At 48.5% G+C, this 17927-nt stretch carries 19 protein-coding genes and 1 riboswitch; of the genes, 5 read left to right on the forward strand and 14 right to left on the reverse strand.

The features are described from left to right. Positions 1 to 99: 99 nt before the first annotated feature. The 4 genes from DFR62_RS05420 to DFR62_RS05435 all read right to left on the reverse strand — a co-directional run bounded on the left by DFR62_RS05420 (position 100) and on the right by DFR62_RS05435 (position 3786). The gene (locus DFR62_RS05420) at positions 100 to 597 is read right to left on the reverse strand and encodes a DUF4825 domain-containing protein (protein ID WP_121298556.1); all 498 of its coding nucleotides are present in this window, start codon (positions 595 to 597) and stop codon (positions 100 to 102) included. A gap of 46 nt (positions 598 to 643) precedes the next feature. Further along, positions 644 to 1588, reverse strand: a complete 945-nt coding sequence (gene lipA, locus DFR62_RS05425) for a lipoyl synthase (RefSeq protein ID WP_121298558.1) — start codon at positions 1586 to 1588, stop codon at positions 644 to 646. Then, a complete protein-coding gene (locus tag DFR62_RS05430) occupies positions 1585 to 2424 on the reverse strand; it encodes a lipoate--protein ligase family protein (RefSeq protein WP_158290780.1) in 840 nt (279 codons plus the stop codon). The genes lipA and DFR62_RS05430 overlap by 4 nt, the downstream gene beginning before the upstream one ends. An 88-nt stretch (positions 2425 to 2512) precedes the next feature. Further along, positions 2513 to 2619: riboswitch (TPP riboswitch) on the reverse strand. 147 nt (positions 2620 to 2766) lie between these two features. After that, positions 2767 to 3786, reverse strand: a complete 1020-nt coding sequence (locus DFR62_RS05435) for an STAS domain-containing protein (protein ID WP_101805562.1) — start codon at positions 3784 to 3786, stop codon at positions 2767 to 2769. Between the two features lie 134 nt (positions 3787 to 3920). Between DFR62_RS05435 and DFR62_RS05440 the strand changes: the two genes are divergently transcribed. Both DFR62_RS05440 and DFR62_RS05445 read left to right on the forward strand, forming a co-directional pair. Beyond that, complete coding sequence (locus DFR62_RS05440; protein ID WP_101191467.1) at positions 3921 to 4151, forward strand: hypothetical protein; 231 nt, start codon at positions 3921 to 3923, stop codon at positions 4149 to 4151. Positions 4152 to 4218: 67 nt separating this feature from the next. Then, positions 4219 to 4641, forward strand: a complete 423-nt coding sequence (locus tag DFR62_RS05445) for a pyridoxamine 5'-phosphate oxidase family protein (protein WP_121298560.1) — start codon at positions 4219 to 4221, stop codon at positions 4639 to 4641. Positions 4642 to 4668: 27 nt separating this feature from the next. Here the strand turns inward: DFR62_RS05445 and DFR62_RS05450 are convergent, their stop codons facing one another. Then, entirely contained in the window at positions 4669 to 5103 is a 435-nt protein-coding gene (locus DFR62_RS05450) for an RrF2 family transcriptional regulator (RefSeq protein ID WP_058383791.1), read from the reverse strand. A gap of 216 nt (positions 5104 to 5319) precedes the next feature. Here DFR62_RS05450 and hmpA point away from each other — a divergent pair, with 216 nt between their 5' ends. Both hmpA and DFR62_RS05460 read left to right on the forward strand, forming a co-directional pair. Next, positions 5320 to 6501 carry an NO-inducible flavohemoprotein gene (gene hmpA / locus DFR62_RS05455; protein WP_121298562.1) on the forward strand — a complete coding sequence of 394 codons (1182 nt, stop codon included), beginning with the start codon at positions 5320 to 5322 and terminating at the stop codon, positions 6499 to 6501. Between the two features lie 96 nt (positions 6502 to 6597). Beyond that, positions 6598 to 7278 carry a ferric iron reductase gene (locus DFR62_RS05460; protein ID WP_121298564.1) on the forward strand — a complete coding sequence of 227 codons (681 nt, stop codon included), beginning with the start codon at positions 6598 to 6600 and terminating at the stop codon, positions 7276 to 7278. Between the two features lie 33 nt (positions 7279 to 7311). On the opposite strand, the gene DFR62_RS05465 is transcribed toward DFR62_RS05460, so the two are convergent. Continuing rightward, a complete protein-coding gene (locus DFR62_RS05465) occupies positions 7312 to 8175 on the reverse strand; it encodes a VLRF1 family aeRF1-type release factor (protein ID WP_121298566.1) in 864 nt (287 codons plus the stop codon). 163 nt (positions 8176 to 8338) lie between these two features. On the opposite strand from DFR62_RS05465, the gene DFR62_RS05470 reads away from it, so the two are divergent. Next, positions 8339 to 8650 (forward strand): DUF3243 domain-containing protein, encoded by a 312-nt coding sequence (locus DFR62_RS05470; protein WP_121298568.1) that lies wholly within the window; start codon positions 8339 to 8341, stop codon positions 8648 to 8650. A gap of 38 nt (positions 8651 to 8688) precedes the next feature. Here DFR62_RS05470 and mdrP read toward each other — a convergent pair whose 3' ends face one another. From mdrP to DFR62_RS05505, 8 genes are all read right to left on the reverse strand, one after another. Next, positions 8689 to 9963 carry a multidrug efflux MFS transporter MdrP gene (mdrP, locus tag DFR62_RS05475; protein WP_167456519.1) on the reverse strand — a complete coding sequence of 425 codons (1275 nt, stop codon included), beginning with the start codon at positions 9961 to 9963 and terminating at the stop codon, positions 8689 to 8691. 31 nt (positions 9964 to 9994) lie between these two features. Further along, positions 9995 to 12124 (reverse strand): ATP-dependent helicase, encoded by a 2130-nt coding sequence (locus tag DFR62_RS05480; RefSeq protein WP_121298570.1) that lies wholly within the window; start codon positions 12122 to 12124, stop codon positions 9995 to 9997. Between the two features lie 77 nt (positions 12125 to 12201). Beyond that, the gene (locus DFR62_RS17355; RefSeq protein WP_158290779.1) at positions 12202 to 12375 is read right to left on the reverse strand and encodes a hypothetical protein; all 174 of its coding nucleotides are present in this window, start codon (positions 12373 to 12375) and stop codon (positions 12202 to 12204) included. Between the two features lie 15 nt (positions 12376 to 12390). Then, positions 12391 to 12591 (reverse strand): YwbE family protein, encoded by a 201-nt coding sequence (locus DFR62_RS05485; RefSeq protein ID WP_121298572.1) that lies wholly within the window; start codon positions 12589 to 12591, stop codon positions 12391 to 12393. A 93-nt stretch (positions 12592 to 12684) separates the two neighbouring features. Next, the gene (locus DFR62_RS05490; protein WP_121298574.1) at positions 12685 to 13809 is read right to left on the reverse strand and encodes a YsnF/AvaK domain-containing protein; all 1125 of its coding nucleotides are present in this window, start codon (positions 13807 to 13809) and stop codon (positions 12685 to 12687) included. A gap of 123 nt (positions 13810 to 13932) precedes the next feature. Beyond that, the gene (locus DFR62_RS05495) at positions 13933 to 15981 is read right to left on the reverse strand and encodes a catalase (RefSeq protein WP_121298576.1); all 2049 of its coding nucleotides are present in this window, start codon (positions 15979 to 15981) and stop codon (positions 13933 to 13935) included. Positions 15982 to 16138: 157 nt separating this feature from the next. Next, entirely contained in the window at positions 16139 to 17110 is a 972-nt protein-coding gene (locus DFR62_RS05500) for a glutaminase (protein ID WP_135449298.1), read from the reverse strand. A gap of 113 nt (positions 17111 to 17223) precedes the next feature. After that, complete coding sequence (locus DFR62_RS05505; RefSeq protein WP_121299512.1) at positions 17224 to 17826, reverse strand: alpha/beta hydrolase; 603 nt, start codon at positions 17824 to 17826, stop codon at positions 17224 to 17226. Positions 17827 to 17927: the final 101 nt, after the last annotated feature.

The raw sequence follows: 17927 nt of genomic DNA on the forward strand, positions 1-17927 counted from the left end.
CCGGTTTCCTCTATCCACTTCCCGGGAAATCTTTTCAGCACGATTCAACACAAAAAAGCAGTGGCCCAATGCCACTGCTTTTTTAGGTTTCATGCATTTTCAGGATTGTGTTAACAGCGCATCAATTTTTTGGTCATCATCCAAGTATTGTTCGAGCAGCTCTTCCAATTTCTCTTGCTCATCAATTCCGGTCAAATCTACTCTGTACCAAGCTTGCAATTGCTCTCTCGTTAGCCGGTATTGTTCCACGCCTGCTCCTGTGTCGAAGTCAAATTGGACCCAGTCCACATTGTCGATCAGCGTAAACAAATAAGTCGCGTTATGTGCCGCTGTTTCCTTATCCGATGGTGTGGCCTGTCCCCAATCGTAGGAGGCGGTAATTCCGTAAGGCTGTTGTTTCGTCGCCAATTCAAAGCCTGTAAAATACTCTGCGCCCGGCAGCCTGTTAAGGGTATTGAGGACGGCACTGTTATTCCCGACTACCGCCCCTTCATACTCAAGGAGGTCTGTTTCCTCTGCTTCCAGCAGCGGGCTGCATGCGCCCGTAATGAACAGCGAAGCAGCTAACAGCATGACCGCAATAAGTATTTTCCTCAATTCAAGCCCTCCTCCAAAAAGGTTTCTATAGACATGCTCCGCTATTTCAAAATTCGATACGGTCGATTTTTGCGCCTGTCGATTCGACGCCTTTCATGTATTTGATGCGTTTCTGCACAGCGGTTTCGTTCACTTGCTCATCCGCATGGTATGAAGAACGCACCATCGGGCCGGCCTCGCAATGCTTGAATCCTTTAGCCAATGCGATTTCCTTCAATTCCTGGAATTCATCGGGATGGTAATAACGGACGACGTCCAGATGCTTCAATGTCGGCTGCAAATACTGGCCGATCGTCATGATGTCGACTTTGTGCGCCAATAAATCATCCATCGCTTCGATAATCTCTTCTTTCGTTTCCCCGAGCCCGACCATGATGCTCGATTTGGTCGGCACATGCGGTGCGATTTCCTTGACCCGCAATAGCAATTCCAGCGAACGGTCGTAGGTCGCTCTTGCACGGACACGCTTTGTCAGGCGGCGCACCGTTTCGATATTGTGGTTGAAAATATCCGGCTCGCTGCTCATTAACATATGCAAGCTTTCGTAATCGCCTTTCATATCGGACGGCAAGATTTCGACTGTGGTTTCCGGCATTTTCCGGTGAATGGCACGGACAGTTTCAGCAAAAACTGCAGCTCCGCCGTCTTTCAAATCATCACGGGCGACCGCTGTGACAACGACATGCTTCAAGTTCATGATCTCCGTCGATTCCGCTACACGCTCCGGCTCGCCCCAATCCAGTTCGTTCGGCAACCCGGTCTTGACGGCGCAGAACCGGCACGCTCTTGTACACGTATCCCCCAGGATCATGAAAGTCGCAGTGCGGCGTTCACTCCAGCATTCATGGATGTTCGGGCATCTGGCTTCCTCACATACCGTGTTCAAATTTTTCTCCCGCATCAGTTTCTTCAGATCGTTATAAGTTTCATTGGTGTTCAGTTTCACTTTCAGCCATTCGGGTTTACGTTCACGCTGCTTTGTTTTTGTCATCGCATAAGTTCCCCTTTCTCTTCTCGTCGGTGATTCCATTCTTCGCTCGCGTATTTGGCTTCGAGCACGCGCACTTCTTCCAATAGTTCAGCTGGCGGTTCGAATTTTTCCAGGCGGATGCCAAGCCCGGTTTCAAATCCAGACTTGAATGCCTGTTGCACGTCTTCCATGCTTGCCGGTTCTCCAATCAGCTCATTGATCGCGACGGCGCGTGTGCGGAAAGCTTGGCGCGCCCTTTCCTTCACCGCTTCACTCGGATAAACGAATAATTCGAACAAGCGGTTTTCATCCAACTGCAGCGGAATCGAGCCGTGCTGCAAAATGATGCCTTGTTTTCTTGTCTGTGCGCTGCCGGCCGCTTTTCTCCCCTCAACAGTCAGTTCATGCCAAGACGGTTCTTCAAAGCATACCGCTGAAGATTCTTTCGAACGCTTCTTCTCCGCAGCCAGTTGTGCTTGAATCCCTAAGTTGCGGTAACCTTCAAGCAAGCCTCGGGAAATGACCAAATACGCTTCTTTAACTGATTTCGGCATGGATGGATGATGTTCCGGAATCACTACGCTGTAAGTCAATTCCTGATCGTGAAGTACGGCTTTTCCGCCGGTCTGCCTCCTGACCAAGGGAATGCCCATTTGCGCAGCTCGTTCAAGATCGATGCTGCCATTCAGTTTCTGAAAAAACCCTACTGATATCCCAGCTGGCGCCCATCCGTAAAACCTGAGTACAGGCTTCATGCCGGTCTTGCGCTGCCAGTTCATCAATGCTTCGTCCATTGCCATATTGTGTGCCGGCGTGCAAAGCCCCGACTCCATATAGCTCCATGTTTCCTCCAAAATGTCTCAACTCCTCTCAGCTTATGCATGACTCCAAAGCCCATAAAAAAACACCGCTTTCCCATGGGGAAGCGGTGTATGCAGGCAAAAGGAAGCATACGTACCACTTCCCTACGCTGGCATGGTCCAGATCAGGTTCAAGGGGTCCAAGCATTCGCTCGTCTCAGCCAGTCAATTCCGGCTCCCCCAGTGGTCAGCTATGTATAGTTCTTCTCGAGCTTATCATTTCTTTCAAGAAATCTCAATATACTAAATAGTATTTTCTTTATATTTTTATCCAATTTATTCAAAAATATCCAAAAAAAGATTTCCCTATACGTTTTGCTGATAGGGAAATCTTTATTATTAGATAATCGTCTTGCCGTTCTGTGCCAAAGCAAAATGAATGCTGTGTTGAAGCGTACGGAAGCATTCATAGCCAGAGAGGTCTACGCCCGCTTCTGTGATGGTCATGCTAGTGTGCGGTGAAATACCGGCCAGCACCGTTTTCGTTCCAATCAAATTCGCAGCCGACCCTAATTTTTCGATCAGCATCGCCGCATGCTGGTTGAAACTTTCATTCAGCCCGGTCAAATCGAGGAGCAAGTAACGCGCTTTGTATTTCGGCAAATTCTCAAGCGTTTTAGTCAATAACTCTTCGGCACGCGCTTCATCATAGCGTCCGAGAAGCGGAACGACCACAATATCTTCGAGCACTGGAATAAGCGGTGAAGAGATTTCCCGGATCATGTCATGGAGATCCGCTGTCTTTTCATCCACCAGCTGTTCGAGTTCGCGGATTTTCTCCGATTCTTTGCGGCGTGCCAGTGTATGGATGTTCTTTTCAATCGTCTCTTCTGACGGGAAATAGCGGATCAGGCATTCATCATGCCCTTCAATCTGCGAGTGGACCACTTCATACCAAATGCTGCGGCCGAGGAGCGAGCTGAAGATTCCCGCGTAATGGGCCGGCAAGAAACTGCCGCCGGTCTTTTTTCCTTGTGCCACATTGATCTGATATTCCCAGCTGTTTTTCAGCGTCACTTCCAAAGTAGCGGCTTCTATATCCAAATTGCGGATGGATGCCAATCCCCAGCCAGCTGATGCATATGTATTGGTTATAAGTTCCGAAGCTTTAAAAACGGAAATCCCGCCCATTTTGTGGAAATAATCCCCGACTACCTGGCCTTGGCGAAATCCTGTCGACTCCAAAACGACAGTTGCTGCGTCTTCCCCAGAGATTTCCTCGATGGAATCAAAGAACATTTTCATCGCAGTGGAAGTCCAGAACAGTACGGAATTCTGCCCTTCAAAGAGGAAGCGCCCTTGTGGGAGGTCCCATTCAAAATCCAGGCCGCCCACGTTTACCTTCGTTTGTTGCGTCATTTTATAGCCATCCTCCTTATTTAGCACTATTAAATAATCATACGCCAGCCGGGTATCCCCAGCAAGTTCTAATGTTTTAAAGCACTCCAATTAAGGAATAGATAGACAAGAACGCTAAAGGAGAGGTGCTAACGATGGCAGAAAAAGACCGTTTCAACGAAAAGGAACGAAAAACAAGCGACGGAGCTCCAATGGACAATCCTGAGCAAGTTAAGACAGATAAAGAAACCATGACAGAAATGCACGAAGAAGAAATGAATGTGGATTCCATCCCATTGGAAGACTTGAAGCAGGACATGAAAGACGAAAAAAATCCCCGTGATACGAAAGATGATTCAGCAAGCGAGGAAAAACATCCAGAATGATTTCTTCTGCGGGCTTATCGCCCGCAGTTTTCCTGACAAACGATACTACTGTAAAGGAGAGATTTGAATGGCACAACAAGAATTAAAACAACAAGCATTGAAAATTTTGGAAGACAGCATGATCGGGACTTTGGCAACGATCAAAGACAACAAGCCGCATTCCCGTTATATGACATTCTTCAATGACGAATTTACATTGTACACGGCTACAAGCAAGCAGACACAGAAAGTGGACGAGCTCGAGAAGAATCCTAACGCCCATATCCTGCTTGGCTACGAAGGGGAAGGCGTCGGCGATAGCTTCCTAGAAATCGAAGGCCAGATGTCGCTGCGGGATGACCGTGAGCTGATCGACAAAGTGTGGAACGAACACTTGACCGGCTGGTTCGATGGCCCAGAAGACCCCAACTTGATCATCCTGGCAATTATGCCAACGCGTGTCCGTTTAATGAACCGCAAGGGCAAAGATCCACAAACAATCGAATTATAAAAAAAGCCTCCGCTATCGGAGGCTTTTTTACGTGCGCAATAAATCACGTAATCCTTCTTTATTAAATAGAAGATCTTGCAAATTGTATTCATCCAATACTGACAGATACGCATGCAGCGCCTTGCCGAGAACACCACGTAGCCCGCAGATCGGGGAAATCGGGCACATATTGGTCTCTGGATTGAAACATTCCACCAAGTGGAAATCTTCTTCCATTTTACGGACGACCTTGCCGACATTGATGTTCTCGGGACGGTCCGCCAAACGAATGCCGCCTCCCCTGCCCCGAACCGTCTCGATAAATCCCGCTTTGCCGAGTTCGAATGTCACTTTCATCAAATGGTTTTTCGATATATGATAAGCATCGGAAATTTCCTGTATGGTTGTCAGTTTGCCATCTTCTTTTGTTCCCAAATAGATGAGTACGCGCAATGAATAATCCGTATACATCGTCAATCTCATTGGTTTCACCTTCCCTGCACGTTTATTATACGCGCCGCTATAATTTCTGGAAAGGAAACACATCTGCAGAATCGGGGCTTTTTCAGCCCATTATTCCATGTGTGACTTTTCTGTGAAATGAAATGTGTCTAAATTTTAAAGATGTATTTTAAATATATCTTTTAAACCCCTTTCGGTTTATAGTGGGATTATAGAAAACAAAAGGAGAGATTGACTATGTTATCCGAACAAACAAGAACCATCGTCAAATCCACTGCCCCTGTATTAGCTGAACACGGAAAAACCATTACAACCGTTTTTTACAGCAATATGTTCGAAGCGCATCCGGAACTCTTAAATATTTTTAACCAAGCCAACCAGAAACAAGGCCGCCAGCAAACGGCGCTTGCCAATACAGTGTATGCCGCTGCCGTGCACATCGATAATCTCGAAGCGATCCTTCCAGCAGTCGTCCAGATCGCCAATAAACACGTCAGTCTCGGCGTTAAGGCGGAACATTACCCAATCGTCGGGGAATATTTGCTGAAAGCGATTAAAGAAGTGCTCGGCGATGCCGCGACAGATGAGGTCATCAACGCTTGGGCAGAAGCATACGGCGTCATCGCCGATGTCTTCATCAGCATTGAGAACGGCATGTACGAGAAATCCGAAACCCAGGAAAACGGCTGGAGCTTCTTCAAAGACTTCACGATTGCACGTAAAGTGAAAGAAAGTGAAAACATCACTTCTTTCTATTTGAAACCGGCTGATGGCAAGAATGTGCCAAGCTACGATGCTGGCCAATACATCACGGTCCGCCTCGCAATCCCTGGAGAAGAGTTCCTTTTCAACCGCCAATACAGCTTGTCCCAAGCATCACGTCCGGATGAGTTCCGTATTTCCGTCAAACGCGAAGCCGATAACGACCCGAACGGAATGGTTTCCGTTTATCTGCATGAACAAATGAACGAAGGCGACCGCATCGAAGTCAGCGCGCCTGCCGGCGAATTCGTGCTCGACACGAAACGCGATACGCCTGTCGCTTTCGTCAGCGGCGGTGTGGGCATCACTCCGATGATGAGCATGTTCGAAACGGTGGCAACACAAACACCGGAACGCCCAGTTTCCTTCCTTCATGCAGCACGCAACGAAACTTTGCACGCCTTCGACAAAGACGTCCAAAAATACGTCGCGACGATGGACAATGCCAAATACAAAACTTTGTATTCCGATGAACCGCAAGGCTATATCACGCGCGACATCTTAGAAGACATGGTCGATGCAAGCGGTGAAGTCTACGTCTGCGGGCCGGTTCCATTCATGGAGAAAATGATCAGCGAATTGCGCGCACTCGGCATGCCCGATGAGCAAATCCATTATGAATTCTTCGGCCCTGCCGTCGCCCTGCAATCCGTCTAAACAGTAAAAGCCGCTTTCCTGAATTGGGAAGCGGCTTTTTTGATGCTTGGCAGTCCCACCCACTTCCGGTAGCATGGAGAAAAAGGGGGAATCGAGATGCAGTTGCCTATGGCTGCCAAACAAGCACTTCAAATGCAATCCGTCATCGTTGACCGCAGTCCAGCCCATCCCTTTTCTTCCAATTCCCAAATATTGATTGAAGAATTAAAGGATTGGTGCGGGACGGAAAACAACGGAGTCGCGGTTTCTTATTTTTTCCGGCAAATCGCCTTGTTCGTGACAGCTCAATTCACCTTAATCCATCAGCATGGAGGCTATTTTAAGACGCCGCCTGAAAACCTGCGCTTTGGCCGGATGCACAATTACGGCTTGCCGCTCATGTCGTTTCACGTCGAGTCAGCTGACTTCGTTGAAATAACTGCCGGACAAAGAAACGAAGCTTTCCATTATGTATTGATCGGGCAAACAAGCGCGCTGCTTGAGCAGCTGCGCCGCCACGCAAAGATTTCACCGATTACGTGCTGGGAAAACGTGCTCGGTTCACTTGCCTGGTATTATGCCACTCTTCAACAGCAGCATCCACGGATCGCCGCTGAAGATATCGACTGGCTGATGGATGACCGGAATTGGGAACCGCTGCGCAAATCCCAGTGGCGAAATTTCATCGGCACCACGCCGCTGGAACGGGCAGTTTCCGGGCCGATGCGGAAAACCTGCTGCTTGTATAAAGAATTATCTGCGTTCGGCACTTGCACGTTCTGCCCGCAGCCCAATTAAAAAAGCTCCGGCATCATCGCCAGAGCTTTTTTATTATTTCTCGAATACTTCGTGCAAGATCTTATCTGCACTGTTATTGATCAGGTTTTTGTGGATGCAGCTATTCGGCTTTTTGTGGAGCACTTTCGAAAATGACTGGGCATGTTCAGCTTCTCCGATGACGTGGATTTCTTCCCAGCGCCGCTCTTTTTTCAGCTTCTCGATTTTCGAGCCCATGTCTTTATAGAAGCGGTCCAAGTTTTCTTTCAGGCGATGGTCCAGTTCGTCGGTCGGGCTTCCGCCGCCGCTGCCTCCGATGACTGGGCTGTTTCCGCCGGCAGCACCGCCGCCAGTCGACCCGGCGCCGCTGCGCCCTTGAATGCGCCCTGAGCTTCTGACACCTTTTTGTTCTGTCCATACTTCCAGGCCTGCGTCGAATTCATAGTAGACTTCTTCATTGACGATGCCGACAGAAGTATCGAGCACGCGGATGCCTTTAAAGCTCGGCAGCACAACGCCCGCATATGGATACGCTTTGTAGATATAGCGCAATTGGTCAAGCGCTGGTTTATTTTCCCATTGAAAATCGGTTTTGACGGAAATCTGCAAATGCTTCACCCAAAACAAATCGTCTTGAGTCGAAGCAAAAATAACGACACCCTTCTGGAGGTCGCCTTGATTATCCGTTATTTCCTTTTCCACTTTTTTTCGCAATGCCTTGTAGGCTTTCAACTCTTCTTCATCTTTTGAGGCGGTCAAGTATTCGTCGAGGCGCTTCAGCCCATTCTTCAGCTGGATCTTCCAGGCCCCGTTCTGCGCTTCACGGTCTGCAGGATTCGTATTGAGGTAGACACTCAGCACACAGCGGTTTTCACATTCGAATTGTTTCAGTTCTTGGATTTCGTCGTATAATGTCATTCACCCATCATCCTCCTTTAATCCTTACTTGTTATCTGAATACCCCAACCGCCCCTACTTAAACGGCAGCCAGCTTTTTCTTTTTCAATATTCCAACGTTTAAATTTTCCAGACTGTGGTAAACACTAACTAGCAACAAAAAATGACGAGGAGTGAATTATACATGGAAAACGTTGATAAAAAAGTAGAAGAAAAATTGAGCAATACGGACAATAAAAAGAAAGAACAGATTTTGGCTGAATTCTCGACTTTCATCGATTATTTAGGCGACAAAGTAGCGATGGGCGAGAAAATGGGCTTAAGCGAAGAGCGCATCGCGCAGCTAGCATCTAAAGTAGCTGACTATCTTTCGAAAAAAGAAGATCCGAAAAATAGCGAAGAGTATCTATTGCAGCGCTTATGGCAAGTAGGCGATAAAGAAGAGCAGCACATGCTTGCACATATGCTAGTCAAATTAGCAAAAGAACAAAACTGATCACGCAAAAAGCCTGAGCTTAACCGCTCAGGCTTTTTTTATGTGTTCGCAACCGCTCTTTTTTCATATAAATGGAACATCCATAGATAAACGAAGCCGCTCAATACCGCAAATGTACCGAGGATGATAAAGGTCCAGCCGAACCCAAACCAAGCGGTCATCGGGATCGAAATCGGCGCAATCATCCGCCCGATTGTATAGCGCAGGCTCGCCGCAGCGAAATACTGGCCGCGCATCGATTCGGGGGCTAGTTTAGAAATGAAGCTTTGCTGCAGCCCCACAATCATCAATTCAGCGAATGTGAAGACCGCCATCGCCACGAAGAATATCCAAAACCACGAAGTCATCGGGAAAATCGCCATCGATAAGCCGAACAACATGGCCGAGAAGAAGAACACCCACTTCTCTGGGAACTTGGTCATCCACCTTGTGATGACAACTGTCAGAAGTGCCACAATCAAGCCATTTTCCGCAAGCAATATGCCGAAAGAAGTTTCTCCGGTCACGGACCATTCACGCCCCAGAAAATCGAGAATCGTTTGGCGGTCGATCGTCTCCTTCAAATAAACCGGAATGACAAGATCCAACTGCATGAAGGTCTGCGCCCCCAAAACACCAGCAACGACAAATAGCAAAAAGACACGGTCTTTCAAGATGATGCCGTAATCTTTCACTTGCGAAAGCACTGCCCCTCTCCAGCCAGTCGCATCCCCCTCTTTCCATTTTTCCATCACTGCAGCCGATAAGGTTTCTTCCGTGTAGAGGCGCAATAATAGCCCGAGCAGCATCGAAATGACGGCCACTGCCAGCAGCAATTCGAAACGGTAAGAGAAGAACAGCACGGCGCCGAATAGGGGACCGATAACGACGGCAATATTCAAAGTCGTGTAAAAGACCGCGAATACATCGCTCCGGTATTTTTCCGGAATGACGTCTGCAATCATCGCCTGGCTCGCTGGCCAGTACAAGGAGCCGCACATGCCGGCCAGCGTGAACGCTACGAAACTGAGTTCCGGGGAACTGAGCCACGGCGAGTTTGCCATAGCGAACAGCAAGAACGCAAAACCTTGTGCCACAGCAGCGGACACGAGCATTCGCTTGCGCCCGAAACGGTCAGCAAAATAGCCGCCAAATAAATTGGCAGCTACGGAAAACATTTGGGAGACGATCAGCAAAAGACCCGCCAGCCCTTTCCCGAACTCTTCCGCGAAATAAATCGCCAAGAATGGGAACACCATCCAAAAACTTGTATTCATGAAAAACTCGCCTACCAGCCGGACTTTCAGGCTGCGGTTCCAATCCCTGATCTTCATCTATAATGCCTCGCTTCTGCGTCTGTTTTTCTTATGCCAGTTCGAGCAATTGATATTGCAGGCAAATTTCCAGTAGAAACTCTTTATGTTCTTTGGCAAACTGGATGCCGATTTTCTCGTCGTCCAAATCCGTTATACGGCCATTTCCGAAGACGCGGTGGCATATATTCGCCCCCACCCGCAATTCCTCAACAGAACGGACTGCATCGGGATTATCCGGTACAGTAATTTTTGCTTTCGGCGCTTTTGGCGAAGACGGTTTGGCGACTGCCGCCTGCTTCATTTTCGGCAAGGCGATGCGCCGCACTTCTTCCACGAAACGCGATTCCTTGTCGTAACTGAGCAATTCCAGATGGCGTTTCGCCCGTGTCATGCCAACATAGAACAAGCGCCTTGCTTCCTCCAGCAAAGCAGGATCATCGGCGTCTTCTTCTGTTGGCACAATCCCTTCCACCAAATCGATCAAATAGACCCGGTCAAACTCCAAGCCTTTAGAGCTGTGCAGCGTGGACAAAGTCAGCATATCATCGGTCTTTTCCGTCTTCGCCTGTTTCGTCACTTCCTCCAGTTGTTTCAAGCGTTTCGCAAAATCCATCATCGTTGGAAGCGGTTCGGCAATTTGTTCGAGCGTGCTGAGAATCTGCTGTAAATAATCGAGTTTCATGCCGAATTTCTCCGCGCGGCTTTTGAGCATCTGGTCATAGCCCATATCGCGACGGATGGCCTGGATTACTTTCAAAGGCGGCATGTCTTTTAACAGGTCCATCGACTTCCGCTGTTCCGCGATGATCCGAAGCTGGTAATCCTTCATGGTGATGGCCAAGGTGATTTCTTCAAACGCATGCTGCTTTGTCGGCTGCATCCGCCCCAATTGCTTGAGCTGGGAGGCGGACCAATAGGCGTTCGTCTTCGAAGCAATCTTGGAATATAGATCCACCCGTTCTGGACGCAGGCTGAAACGCATGAAATTTAGTATGTCCTGGACAATCCAATGGCTGAAAAAGCGGTTGTCCGCATCTTTCATATAGAAAGGAATGCCAAGGCGGTCCAGCTCATCCATCAATAAAGTTGAAGAAGAGTTGTTGCGGTACAAAATCGCAACCTTTCCATATTCCTCAAGAGCTGAAAGTTCTTTTAACAAATACTTTAACTGAGCTTCTTGCAAGGCAAGGCGCCGGATGACGATCGGCCCGCCTTCTGGCCTGTCGGTGAACATGTTTTTATCATGGCGCAATTTATTCGCTTTGATGAATTGATTGGCTGTACTGACGATGGTGCCGGATGAGCGGTAATTGCGCTCCATTTTCATGATATAGGCATCCGGGTACACCTGGCGGAACTTGAGCAGATAGCTCGGCTCCGCCGCCCGCCACGTATAAATGGACTGATCGTCATCCGCCACGACGCATAAATTGCGATGGCTTTCGACCAGCTTTTCAACGATGGCATGCTGGACCATGGAGGTGTCTTGGCTTTCATCCGTCATGACATAGTCCCAGCGTTGCTGGTATTTCGACAACAGCTTGCGGTCTGTATTCAATGCTTCAAAAGCGATCGTCAGCATATCATCGAAATCCACGAGCCGCGGTTCATGATTTTCTTTGAATTCTTCATAAATCGTCAAAATATCGATGGCGCCCGGGAATGGCTCATCAAGTGTCTTCCATTTTCTCTTCGGCACCATCTTGTTTTTCACGAAACTGATGAACGACACCAATTCTTCCAATTGATCATCAGTGATCGGCTCGTCGTTTTCACGGGCGTAAATGTCTTTCAGCAGGCGTTTTTTATTGAGGCGGTTCGAATCGCCCCCTTCGATCATGATGTAGTCATCTGCCGATAGATAGTCGCGCGTGATTTGAAAAGCCAAGCTATGTATCGTGGAAAAATCCACCGGCGCAAGGCCGGGAAAGAACCGCGCGTAGCGTTCTAGCATATCGGTCGCCGATGCTTTGCTGAAGGTAATCGCTTTGATGCGCTTCGGCTGGACGGATTTTTCCTCGATCAAATAGCCGATTCTCATGATCATCGTCGTCGTTTTACCAGAACCGGGGCATGCAAGAAGCAATAACGGCCCTTCTGTCTTGGTCACCGCTTTTTTCTGTATTTTATTCAGCTCGACACCGAGCTCTTGTTTTTTCCGTTCAAAAAAATCACTCATGATAGACTCCTTTTTGCGTTGGCAATCTCTTTCATAATAGCACAAAAGCAGGCCTATTTAAGCGGCCTGCTTTTCATTCAAATAAAATTGCGTTCCTGGGGTTTCGCGGGGTCGCCTGTTCGGCGCTTGTCCTTTCGCGTGGCCAAATCTTCATGGACACGCTCTTTTTCGTCCTGTTCTTTGCTCGTGCGGTTCGCCCCGATTCTCCTCGGGTCAGATGATTGCAGATCGTCGTTCTTTTGGTCGCTCATGCAAATCCCATCCTTTCACTTGCCGTTTAGAATTTCACAGACGCGGCCGACTTGCCCGTCCTCCAGGCGCACTTTAATGCCGTGAGGATGCGTCGCTGAATTCGTCAATAGATCCTTGACGACGCCTTTCGTTTTCTTGCCGGTCCGCTGGTCTTTTTTCAAGATCACGTTCACTTCAAGCCCAGGCTTTACATCGCTTCTTTTTTTCCCGTCCATTTTCATCCCTCCAAGCTTGTTTCCATTATAATCGAATTGCGCCGTGCATACAAAAAAGCGAAGGGTTTCCCCTCCGCTTATCATTCTTGCTTTTTATAGTCTATCGCGGTCTGTACGGTCTTTACGGTCAAACTCGTCTTCTTCGACTAAGTCGCCGTCTTTGTGGATGTCGGCTTCTTCTTTGCGAACTGTTTCGCTGACATGCTCTGTATCCTGTACTTTGTTTTTGCCGATGGAGATTTCTTCGGACACTACGTCTTTCTTCGTGACATCGACGCGTTCTTCAGAAACCGGAACGTGAATATCTTCGCCTTCCGTATAGTTATGCGTGCCAGTTGTATCTTCTTCGTTCACTGGGCGGCGCTCAACGTATACTTCTTCGCGTTCAACCGGCACTTCAAGTGATTGCTCTTCCTCGACGACATGCTTATCGACATGCACCTCGCCTGTTTGAACGCGTTCTTTATTGACTTGCAAACGCTCTTCATGCAAACGCAGGCGCTCTTCTTCAGATCCTGCACGGTCTAGGTCACGGTCGATATCTTCAACTGTGCGGTTGCGATTTGTCGTTTCATCATTGAAGTCCGAAGTCGCACGATGAGTGCCTGTCGCATGGGCATCGTTTGTCGTACCGTCATCAGCTCCAAGCCCGAACCCAGTGCCGCGTTCTTTGTCGACACCTGCAGTTTCAGAGCCCAGTGCATCGCGCTCCGTGTTGTACGCTACATCGTTTTCATCATTGGTATCGACAGTCAAACCATCGCGTGCCACAGCCGAGTTGTCGACTTTTCTCTGGCTAGTCGTGCTATCGACAGTCCCTGAGCTTTCCGTGCTGTCGACATTGCCGTAGCTCGTATTATCGTATGGCGCTGCTCCTTCATAGTTCGCGCCGAATTCACGGTCAACGAACAAGAGGATCTTGCCGTTTTGTACATCGTTGTAATAGCGGTCTGCTTCTGCTTCGTCTACACCCATATTGGAGAAGGCTTCACGAGTTGGTTCATTACCGGATAGGAAGCCCATGAATTTATCCATCCAATTACCTTCGGATGATTTGTAATCCACGTCAGTGCGTCCGCGTACCATTGAGATCTGGTCTTCGTTGCGGGCCATCACATACATGTCTTCTTCACGTGAGCCTTGCGCTTTCATGTCTTCGATCTTTTTCAATACTTCTGTTTCTGTGTCGAATGTTCCCATGAATTTATTGTTAGCCATTTCAAATTCCTCCATTTTTTTGAGAAGTTTTTTGCTTTCTAGTCTTGAAATTACCCCTCAGGTATGTTATTAAACATTATCAGTTTGAAATGTGCCAAAATACTACTTTTCCACCATATTTTATCAAACTTCTCGATTCCAATGGCGGTGTGCGGCGATTGCCTCGATAAAGCTATCTGCGAAACCTTTCATGGAATCGCCTGTAACAACGCCCGGCTCTCCGGTATAACCATTGGCATCCAGCCACTTTTTGCCTTCATGCGTCGCGCCGATCGGCTTGAAATGCCCGAATGCTTCCGTTACATAATAGGCAGCGTTACGTGCAAATTTCTTGCTGACATCCGGCCCACCCACTGCATAGATGGCATCGAACAATACTGGGTCTGCAGTCGTGAAGGTATGGTCGATTTTCACTTGTTTGCCGTTTCCAGCGTCCAACTTGCCTTGCTGTTCGCTGATGATCTCGTATTGAAGGCCTTTTGACTCGAGCTGGTCCAGCACTTCCATGACTTCCTTGCCGTTGAAGTCAGGTGCCACGATAACGCCGACTTTACGCGTCTTCGCGGATTTCACCGTATTTTCCTGGCTCAATGCCGGTGATTTTTTGCTGGTGTCAGTAGTACCGGTCTGTGGAGCTTTAACGCCGATATTGCCGGCAATTTCCTGTGCTAGCTTGAGATTGACGTTTGCATACATATCCACGACTTGCTGGCGGATATCGATGCTATCGCATTTGCCCAGCTCGAAGCTGAACGCTTCAATGATATGCTGTTGTTCGGCATCGCTCATGCTGTTCCAGAACATAGTTGCTTGCGAGAAGTGGTCCTTAAAGCTATCGCTGCGCTTGCGCACTTTGCGGCCTTCAACTTTCTCCTGGTAATGGACATATCCGCCGTCCGCTTCGCTGACAGGTGCCGGCGTATGGTTGGTGAAGGAACTCTTCTGATATGAAACTTTTCCTTTATTGATCGTCTGGCGGCCATAGCCATCGCGCTGGTTGTTATGGAACGGGCAAACGGCGCGGTTAATCGGCAGTTCATGGAAATTCGGCCCGCCCAGGCGAATCAATTGCGTATCTGTATAGGAGAATAAACGGCCTTGGAGAAGTGGGTCATTCGAGAAATCGATCCCCGGCACTACATGGCCTGGATGAAATGCCACTTGCTCGGTCTCCGCAAATACGTTGTCAACATTGCGGTTCAATGTCATCTTGCCGACGATGTGGATCGGAATCTCTTCTTGTGGCCACATTTTTGTCGCATCGAGCAAGTCAAAATCGAATTTGTGCTCGTCTTCTTCCGGCACGATCTGGACGCCCAGTTCGTATTCCGGATAATCACCGTTTTCAATGGCTTCGTGCAAATCTGCCCGGTGGAAGTCGGGGTTTTTCCCGTTTATTTTTTGAGCCTCATCCCATACGACTGAGTGAACTCCTAGCGTCGATTTCCAATTGAATTTTACGAAATGGGATTTTCCTTCCGCATTGACGAAGCGGAATGCATGGACCCCGAATCCGTCCATCGTCCGGAAGCTTCTTGGGATGGCACGGTCAGACATCGTCCACATGACCATATGGGCCGATTCCTGGTTGTTCGCGACAAAATCCCAGAACGTATCGTGTGCTGTTGCCGCTTGCGGAATCTCGTTATGCGGTTCCGGTTTAATCGCATGGACCAAATCAGGGAACTTGATGGCATCCTGGATGAAGAATACCGGGATATTATTGCCGACTAAGTCGTAATTGCCTTCCTCGGTATAGAATTTCGTTGAAAATCCGCGTGCGTCCCGCGCTAACTCCCCTGAGCCCCGCGAGCCAGCTACTGTGGAAAAACGGACGAAGACCGGGGTTTTTTTGCCTTTTTTCGACAGGAATTTTGCTTTCGTCAAATGTTCAAGCGAATCATAGGCTTCGAATTCACCGTGAGCTGCAAAACCACGTGCATGGACCACGCGCTCAGGAATGCGCTCATGGTCGAAATGGGTCATTTTTTCACGGAAATGAAAATCTTCCATCAAAGTCGGCCCGCGCTCCCCCGCTTTTAAGGAAAATTCGTCCTCCGATAATTTCAAGCCTTGGTTTGTCGTCAAATCTTTACCGCTGTCATCTGACCGGAATTGTTCCAATTGTTCGTTCTTGCTGTTTTCATCGACTTTCTTCGGATCTTGTGCCATTTTTCCACTCCTCATCTATTTATGTATTGCTTAGTCTTTCTGTACCCCCTCACCATGACCGGAAACAAATAAATAGAAAAATCGAAAAAAACTATGAAAAAAGGCCTTGCAGTGAGGTGATTTCACTGCAAGGCTCTGCTTAATCTTGGCATTTTTATCAAAAAATACTTAAATCCCATTCTTTTGAAATTTGGCGAAGCATCATCGTTCCGGCAGCGCTGTTTCCTTGCACATCAATTGCCGGACCATAAACGCCGATACCTGCCCCTGCACGGAATTCATAGGTTTGTGAGTGAAGTTTCGGCGGTACGGCTGCCATGATACCGCCTGAGACACCGCTTTTCGCCGGGATGCCGACATGCGCCGCGAAATTCCCGGATGAATTGTACATGCCGCAAGTGACCATCAACACTTTCGTCACTTGTGCGATTTCTTCGGAAAAATGCTTCACTTTCGTAATCGGGTTGTAACCGTCGTAAGCGAGGATCAAGCCCAGAAGTGCCAAGTCTTTCACTGACACTTTGATGGCGCATTGACTAATGTAGATATCTAGCGCTTCTTCCACTTCGAGTTCGAGGAAGTTCGCTTCCTTCAAATAATAAGCGAGTGCCCGGTTGCGGTGCGACGTGGCCCATTCCGAATCGTAAACTTCCTTGTCGATTTCGATTGGGTGCCCAAGCAGCTCTTCCAGGAAGCCTTTCAAAAACTCAAATTTCTTTTGCGCATTCCGCCCTGGGAGCAGCGATGAGATCGTAATGGCCCCTGCATTGATGAACGGGTTGAATGGCTTATTCGGCCGGTGGATTTCAAACGGCACGATGGAATTGAACGCTTCACCCGTCGGCTCAACGTCCACCCGCTCCAATACGAAGTCCAAACCATAATGGCAACTTAGCGCCACAAATGTCAGCGCTTTGGATATGCTCTGCAAAGTGAACTCGGTGTCGGTGTCTCCTGCACAATAATAATGGCCGTCTTCGTCGATCATGCAGATACCGAGTTTGCCCGGGTCGACTTTACCCAGGGCTGGTATGTACTGGGCCGTGGTGCCGAGAACGGCATGCCCTTTGTTTTCTTTCACCCAAGCTTCAAGCTGCTCGGTGATGCGCGGATTGTTTTGCACCGCCATCCCTCCTTCAGTTCGTTTTCATTAATCATGACCGAAGCATATCATGATTGTCAAAGCTTGCGGAACGGAATCGGGCGAAAGAAAAAACTCCTCCAGAGTTGGAGGAGTTTTGTTCACCCTTTTTCATACCAAGCTTTCGCTGCAACCAATTCATCCATCGTCAGCTGGTGGCCTTGGTTTTCCCAATGCAGGTCGACTTTGGCGCCGGCTCCGCTTAGCAGTTTTTCCAGATCTTCCGATTCTTCTTTCGGGCAGATCGGGTCGTTAGTTCCAGCAGCGATGAAGACACGCGTCCCTTCCAGATTCGGCAATTCCTTATTGCGGTCCGGTACCATCGGGTGGTGCAAAATCGCCGCTTTCAGTGAATCTTCATACGAGAACAGCAGGTTGGCGGCAATATTCGCGCCATTTGAATAACCGAGCGCAATGACGTTATTGCGGTCAAAGCCGTATTCATCAGCTGCCTGACCGATAAATGCGTGCAGCTCTTCTGTCCGTTCACGCAAATCTTCCATGTCGAAGACACCTTCCGACAAGCGTTTGAAAAATCGCGGCATGCCGTTTTCCGACACATTCCCGCGAACACTCAGCACGCCCGCTTCCGGATCGATATGCCCTGCTGCCGGCAATAAGTCCGTTTCCGTCCCGCCTGTTCCGTGCAACAGCAAGAATGTCGGCTTGGACGCCTCCGCTGGTGGGTTGTAAATATGTTTCATCATGTAAAAACCTCCTATTTATATTATCTTTAATTCGAGATAATAACATCATATCATATCCATCTTACGCTTCCAAATCAAAAAGCCTGCGGAATCTTCCA

It is taken from the genome of Planococcus citreus (assembly GCF_003664125.1).
Classification (GTDB): Bacteria; Bacillota; Bacilli; order Bacillales_A; family Planococcaceae; genus Planococcus; species Planococcus citreus.

Excerpts from the sequence above, each read along its gene's own strand:
- lipA (WP_121298558.1), bottom strand. The coding sequence starts at position 1,588 with ATGACAAAAACAAAGCAGCGTGAACGTAAACCCGAATGGCTGAAAGTG.
- DFR62_RS05435 (WP_101805562.1), bottom strand. The coding sequence starts at position 3,786 with ATGACGCAACAAACGAAGGTAAACGTGGGCGGCCTGGATTTTGAATGG.
- DFR62_RS05440 (WP_101191467.1), top strand. The coding sequence starts at position 3,921 with ATGGCAGAAAAAGACCGTTTCAACGAAAAGGAACGAAAAACAAGCGAC.
- DFR62_RS05445 (WP_121298560.1), top strand. The coding sequence starts at position 4,219 with ATGGCACAACAAGAATTAAAACAACAAGCATTGAAAATTTTGGAAGAC.
- DFR62_RS05450 (WP_058383791.1), bottom strand. The coding sequence starts at position 5,103 with ATGAGATTGACGATGTATACGGATTATTCATTGCGCGTACTCATCTAT.
- hmpA (WP_121298562.1), top strand. The coding sequence starts at position 5,320 with ATGTTATCCGAACAAACAAGAACCATCGTCAAATCCACTGCCCCTGTA.
- DFR62_RS05460 (WP_121298564.1), top strand. The coding sequence starts at position 6,598 with ATGCAGTTGCCTATGGCTGCCAAACAAGCACTTCAAATGCAATCCGTC.
- DFR62_RS05465 (WP_121298566.1), bottom strand. The coding sequence starts at position 8,175 with ATGACATTATACGACGAAATCCAAGAACTGAAACAATTCGAATGTGAA.
- DFR62_RS05470 (WP_121298568.1), top strand. The coding sequence starts at position 8,339 with ATGGAAAACGTTGATAAAAAAGTAGAAGAAAAATTGAGCAATACGGAC.
- mdrP (WP_167456519.1), bottom strand. The coding sequence starts at position 9,963 with ATGAAGATCAGGGATTGGAACCGCAGCCTGAAAGTCCGGCTGGTAGGC.
- DFR62_RS05480 (WP_121298570.1), bottom strand. The coding sequence starts at position 12,124 with ATGAGTGATTTTTTTGAACGGAAAAAACAAGAGCTCGGTGTCGAGCTG.
- DFR62_RS17355 (WP_158290779.1), bottom strand. The coding sequence starts at position 12,375 with ATGAGCGACCAAAAGAACGACGATCTGCAATCATCTGACCCGAGGAGA.
- DFR62_RS05485 (WP_121298572.1), bottom strand. The coding sequence starts at position 12,591 with ATGGACGGGAAAAAAAGAAGCGATGTAAAGCCTGGGCTTGAAGTGAAC.
- DFR62_RS05490 (WP_121298574.1), bottom strand. The coding sequence starts at position 13,809 with ATGGCTAACAATAAATTCATGGGAACATTCGACACAGAAACAGAAGTA.
- DFR62_RS05495 (WP_121298576.1), bottom strand. The coding sequence starts at position 15,981 with ATGGCACAAGATCCGAAGAAAGTCGATGAAAACAGCAAGAACGAACAA.
- DFR62_RS05500 (WP_135449298.1), bottom strand. The coding sequence starts at position 17,110 with ATGGCGGTGCAAAACAATCCGCGCATCACCGAGCAGCTTGAAGCTTGG.
- DFR62_RS05505 (WP_121299512.1), bottom strand. The coding sequence starts at position 17,826 with ATGAAACATATTTACAACCCACCAGCGGAGGCGTCCAAGCCGACATTC.